Genomic DNA, 4,876 nt, shown 5'->3' on the forward strand with positions numbered 1-4,876 from the left:
GTAGGTCGAAGGGCTCCGCGACGCGGTCCAGGGGCGCGAACTCGGCCTCGGCGATACCGTTGTGCACGATCCGCGTCACACGCTCGGGACCGCCGACGAAGCGCCGGTGCCGGCCGGCGACGTACTCGCTCTCGAACAGGAACGCGTCGGTGCGGCGGGCCAGCATCGCCTCGGCCCCCATGTAGAGACGGTGGAGTCCAGTGCCCGGACGGTAATTGTAGCTGCCGCCATGCGGGGTGTACGCGCGGATCGCCGGGCCCGCCCCGGCAAGGCGTGCATAGACACCGCCTTTGGCGCCGTGACCGTGAAGCACCTCCGCGCCGACCGTGGCAGCCCGTTGCGCGACGTTCCGGAGGCAGGACCAGTCCGACGGATGCGGATTGCGGCGCATGGGGATGCGGAGGAGGCCGAGATCCAGGATCGGCAGCAGATCCGCCAGGGCTCCCGCGGCGCGCTCGCCGCCGGTGGTGGCGTCGCAGACGATCCCGACCTGATGGCCCGCGGCGGCCTGCAGGCGGGCGAGATCCATCACGTGCCGGAACAGGCCGCCTACGGGCGCCCGGAACACGTGAAGGATCCGGTAACGCTCAGCACTGCCAGGGGCGTTCGACTTCGGGACCATGGTTCAGCTCCCGGGAATATAAGTTCCCAGGTTATGATCCACCGGTGGTCGCGGGACACTTAAAGCAGGATCGGGGGGCTCGACCTTTCGGTCGGGACGGTAAGCGGAGTTTTACGTGCGAGGCCGCAACCGATCCCGCCCTATGTCAGCGGTGCGCCGTTCAGGCTGGCCCAGATCGTCCCGTAATGGCAGGCCGCCGCGGCCAGGACGAAGCCGTGCCAGATCGCATTCTGGAAGGGCAGGGTTCGCCAGATGTGGAAGATCACACCGATGGAGTAGAGCGCCCCGCCGATGCCCAGCAGCCACAGAGCCGTGGGCTGGAGCGCTGCGATGACGGATTCGTACGCGAGCAGGCCGCTCCAGCCCAGCAGCAGGTAGAGGCCGATCGACAGCCGATCGAACCGGCCCGGCAGGAGCAGCTTCACGGCGATCCCGATCAGCGCCACCACCCAGATGATCGCCAGCAGCGCGTAGGCTCGGATCCCCGACCCCACGAGGGCGACCAGCGGCGTGTAGGTGCCGGCGATCATCAGGTAGATCAGGGCGTGGTCGGCGCGGCGGAGCAGCCATTTGCGCGGACTCACGGGGTACAGGTTGTAGAGGGCAGAGACGCCGAGCATCAGGACCAGTGCCGCGGCGTAGACGACGACTGCCGCCCGCTCCCCGAGCCCGAGATGTGTGGTGACCGCCGTGGCCACCAGGGCTACCGCACCGGCGAAACCGAGGAGAACGCCGAGGCCGTGGATCACGCCATCCGCCACGATCTCCCGCGGCGTGTAGTGCCAGGTCAGGGAGAGGGGTCGGCCATCTTCCGCGAGAGACATCTTGAAGCCTCCTGCAACGCTTGCAGCATAAAGCTTGAGAAGTCTAAGTCGTTCCCCGTGCAGATTGCTGATGCGGAGTTATTCCAAGGTTCCACTAAAAGCGGTAAAAGTCTCGTGCAGCGCAGCACGATGGCCGCACCGCACGATAGCCTAGATCCGGCCTCTCGCCAGCCCCTCGAACCCCAGGGGCGGCTCCGCGGCCGCCGGCATCACTACGCCGGATCCCCGGCTGACCCGGGCATGGACTGTCGCCATCGTCAGCACGGCCATGGCCAGCACCTGATGCGCGAGCGCCGCCCAGAGCGGAACGGCGAGGAGCAGCGTCGCGATTCCAAGCGCCATCTGGGCGAGAACGAGGATCACGACACCGTTGGCGCGGCCGGCCGCGTTCGCCGGCCCGGTGAGGCGGGCGTCGATGGCGTGAAGGATCGCCACGACCAGGACCAGATAGGCCGTCACCCGATGGTCGAACTGAACCAGGGCGTGGTTGTCGACGAAGTTCTCGATCCAGGGCCGGATCGCGAACAGGCTGTCCAGCGGCGGCACGAAAGCGCCGTCCATGGTGGGCCAGGTATTGAAGACGAGGCCGGCATGGGAGCCGGCGACGAGCCCTCCGAGGAAGATCTGCACCAGCACCAGGATCGGGAGCACCATCGCGGTCGCCTGCAGGCGTGCCGGGACCGGCGCCAGGACGCCGCGGCGCTCGCCCGCCGCCAGCCAGACGAGGCCGGCCAGGATCAGGCTGGCGGTGGTGAGGTGCAGGGCGAGCTTGAGCGGGGCCACCGCGGTCATGCCGGGCTGGAGGCCCGAAGCGACCATGATCCAGCCGATGGCGCCCTGAAGGCCGCCGAGCACGCCGAGGCCGAGCAGCCCGAATCCGAGACGCCGGCTGATCCGGCCCTGCCACCAGAACACGATCAGCGGCAGGAAGAACACGAGGCCGATGAGCCGGCCGAGGAGGCGATGGCCCCATTCCCAGCCATACAGGACCTTGAAGGCGGACAATCCCATCCCCTGGTTGAGGATGTTGTATTGCGGCGTGTCCTTGTACTTGGCGAATTCGGCGGCCCAGTCGGCCTCGGTGAGGGGGGGGATCGCCCCGGTGACGGGGCGCCACTCGGTGATCGACAGGCCGGACCCGGTCAGACGCGTCGCGCCGCCGACCGCCACCATGGCGACGACCATGGCCGCGACCACGTAGAGCCAGGTTCGCACCGCCCCCGACCGCCGGTCGCCCGCGCCACTCATGTCCATGCCCGTCCCTTCCGCGGATGCCGGGATGCCCCGGCCGCCGCCTTCGGGTTAGGGGATGTCCGACCGCCCAGCAACGGCGCCGGCGCCGCAGCCCGCGTCAGCGGGCGCGTTGCCAACCGGATCACAGGACGGTAGCCGTCCCCGGTCGGCGCCGGGAGCGCCGGCCGCGAGGCCACGGACACAGCAATGCGCCGCCGCACCCGAACCCTGATCGGCACCCTCGTGATTCTCGCCTTCGTCTGCCTCTACGGCCCGCTGGCGATGGCCCTGGCCGACAGCCGCATCGCGGAGACGCCCGCGCCGGTGCAGGCGGTGATCTACTCGATTCTCGGCATCGCCTGGATCTTCCCGCTGATGCCGCTGATCCGGTGGATGGAGCGGCCCGATCGCTGACGCCGATCCCTCGATTTTGCCGCACTCGGGGATCACAAGCCTGCCCGTTCCCGCTCGAGATCCCGCTCCGTGCACCGCCCGTCCCTATGCCTTACGCCTCTGGCTGCCCTCGTCGTGATGCTGGCGCCCTTGCCGGCCCTGGCTCAGGGGACCCCGCGCTCCATCGGTGAATGCGAGCGCCTGAAGAACGACCTCGCCTACAATCAATGCCTCGCGATGTTCGGCCCCGCGGCCAAGAACGTCGCCGGCGGCTACGCCTCGGCCGACACCGCTGTCGCCACGGCTGCCACCCCGGCGGCCGCCATGGCAGAGCCGATCCCGCAGGTGGAGGAGACGGCCGAGGCCAGCACCAGCCGCCGCCGGCGCTACCGGTCCGCGCGCGGCCGGCAGTACGCCTCGTTCTCGACCGGCTACCGGCACCGGCGCCGGCGCTGACGCCGGCCTCCGGATCGTCCGCTCCGACGCCTGGCATCTCGACCGGGATCCTCTGGGATCTCGACTTTAAGGCAGGTTCGGAGATTCCAGAGCCTCGAGGACCCGCGCGCCCGGCATCGAGCCGTCGCCGGGCCAGACGTTCCAGTCGGCGACCTGATCGAGGGCTTCGGCGAGCCGCCGCTTGTAGACGTGCCGCGGCACCTCCTCGGCGCCGAACTGGGTGAGATGGTCGGTGACGAACTGGGTATCGGCGAGCCGGTAGTGCCCGGCGCGGAGGCGGGCCATCAGGTGGACGAGGGCGACCTTCGAGGCGTCGCGCACCTCGTGGAACATGCTCTCCCCGAAGAAGGCCGCCCCCAGCGAGACGCCGTACAGGCCGCCGACGAGCCGCCCGTCCGCGCCCGCATAGACCTCGACCGTGTGGACATGGCCGAGATCGAACAGGGCGCCGTAGAGTTCGCGGATCCGTGCGTTGATCCAGGTGCGCTCGCTGTCCCGGCGCGGCGCGGCGCAACCGTCGATCACAGCTTCGAAGTCGGTGTCGCAGCGGACCACGAACTGGTCGGACCGCACCGTCCGGGCGAGGCGCCGGGGGACGCGGAACGCGTCGAGGGGCAACACGCCCCGCGCCTTGGGCTCGACCCAGTAGAGCGTCGGGTCGTCGGCGTCCTCCGCCATCGGGAAGATTCCCGCCGCGTAGGCCTTCAGCAGGATCTCGGGGGTGATGTCCACGCGGGCGGAATCGTGCATGCCGTGAGTGTCGCGCGCGGCCGGCGCGAAGACCAGATCCCGCGCGTGGAGCGGTCGCCGCAGCCCCGCCCCGGTCCGGTCAGGCTTTCATGCCGCCGTCTTCCAAGAAATGCTCCAGCCAATGGATGTCGTAAAGGCCGTTCTGCACGTCCGGGTTGCGGACCAGCGTCCGGAACAGCGGCAGCGTCGTGTCGATGCCGTCGATGACGAACTCGTCCAGCGCCCGGCGCAGGCGCATCAGGCACTCGTTGCGGGTCCGGCCATGGACGATCAGCTTGCCGATCAGCGAATCGTAGTTCGGCGGGATCCGGTAGCCCTGGAACGCCGCCGAATCGACCCGGACGCCGAGGCCGCCCGGCGTGTGATAATGGGTGATCTCGCCCGGCGAAGGCCGGAAGGTCTCCGGGTGCTCGGCATTGATCCGACACTCGATGGCGTGGCCCTCGACCTTGATGTCCGCCTGGCTGACCGAGAGCGCCCCCCCCGAGGCGACCTGGATCTGCTCGATGACGAGGTCGATTCCGGTGATCATCTCGGTCACCGGATGCTCGACCTGGAGGCGGGTGTTCATCTCGATGAAGTAGAACCGGCCGTCCTC

6 protein-coding genes and 1 pseudogene are annotated in these 4,876 nt (G+C 69.2%); 2 read left to right on the forward strand and 5 right to left on the reverse strand.

Annotated elements, in window-relative coordinates:
- The 3 genes from I53_RS01510 to I53_RS01520 all read right to left on the reverse strand — a co-directional run.
- Nucleotides 1-622, reverse strand: a 622-nt coding sequence (locus tag I53_RS01510) for a glycosyltransferase family 4 protein (RefSeq protein ID WP_043345934.1), incomplete at its 3' end; no start/stop codon positions are given.
- Nucleotides 623-762: 140 nt separating this feature from the next.
- Nucleotides 763-1,446 (reverse strand): hemolysin III family protein, encoded by a 684-nt coding sequence (locus tag I53_RS01515; protein ID WP_043345925.1) that lies wholly within the window; start codon nt 1,444-1,446, stop codon nt 763-765.
- A gap of 150 nt (nt 1,447-1,596) precedes the next feature.
- A complete protein-coding gene (locus I53_RS01520) occupies nt 1,597-2,700 on the reverse strand; it encodes a COX15/CtaA family protein (protein ID WP_043345926.1) in 1,104 nt (367 codons plus the stop codon).
- Between the two features lie 186 nt (nt 2,701-2,886).
- On the opposite strand from I53_RS01520, the gene I53_RS01525 reads away from it, so the two are divergent.
- Nucleotides 2,887-3,093, forward strand: coding sequence for a DUF2842 domain-containing protein (locus tag I53_RS01525; RefSeq protein WP_043345928.1), 207 nt, complete (start codon nt 2,887-2,889; stop codon nt 3,091-3,093).
- A gap of 117 nt (nt 3,094-3,210) precedes the next feature.
- A complete protein-coding gene (locus I53_RS01530; RefSeq protein ID WP_210274763.1) occupies nt 3,211-3,528 on the forward strand; it encodes a hypothetical protein in 318 nt (105 codons plus the stop codon).
- A 66-nt stretch (nt 3,529-3,594) separates the two neighbouring features.
- Here the strand turns inward: I53_RS01530 and aat are convergent, their stop codons facing one another.
- Nucleotides 3,595-4,278, reverse strand: a complete 684-nt coding sequence (aat, locus tag I53_RS01535) for a leucyl/phenylalanyl-tRNA--protein transferase (RefSeq protein WP_043345931.1) — start codon at nt 4,276-4,278, stop codon at nt 3,595-3,597.
- Between the two features lie 79 nt (nt 4,279-4,357).
- Nucleotides 4,358-4,876: pseudogene (locus I53_RS01540) on the reverse strand (acetyl-CoA carboxylase biotin carboxylase subunit); the annotation flags it as partial.

This window comes from Methylobacterium sp. B1, assembly GCF_000333255.1.
GTDB classification, from domain to species: domain Bacteria; phylum Pseudomonadota; class Alphaproteobacteria; order Rhizobiales; family Beijerinckiaceae; genus Methylobacterium; species Methylobacterium fujisawaense.

Coding starts and splice junctions, on each gene's coding strand:
- I53_RS01515 (WP_043345925.1), bottom strand. CDS start 1,446: ATGTCTCTCGCGGAAGATGGCCGACCCCTCTCCCTGACCTGGCACTAC.
- I53_RS01520 (WP_043345926.1), bottom strand. CDS start 2,700: ATGGACATGAGTGGCGCGGGCGACCGGCGGTCGGGGGCGGTGCGAACC.
- I53_RS01525 (WP_043345928.1), top strand. CDS start 2,887: ATGCGCCGCCGCACCCGAACCCTGATCGGCACCCTCGTGATTCTCGCC.
- I53_RS01530 (WP_210274763.1), top strand. CDS start 3,211: ATGCTGGCGCCCTTGCCGGCCCTGGCTCAGGGGACCCCGCGCTCCATC.
- aat (WP_043345931.1), bottom strand. CDS start 4,278: ATGCACGATTCCGCCCGCGTGGACATCACCCCCGAGATCCTGCTGAAG.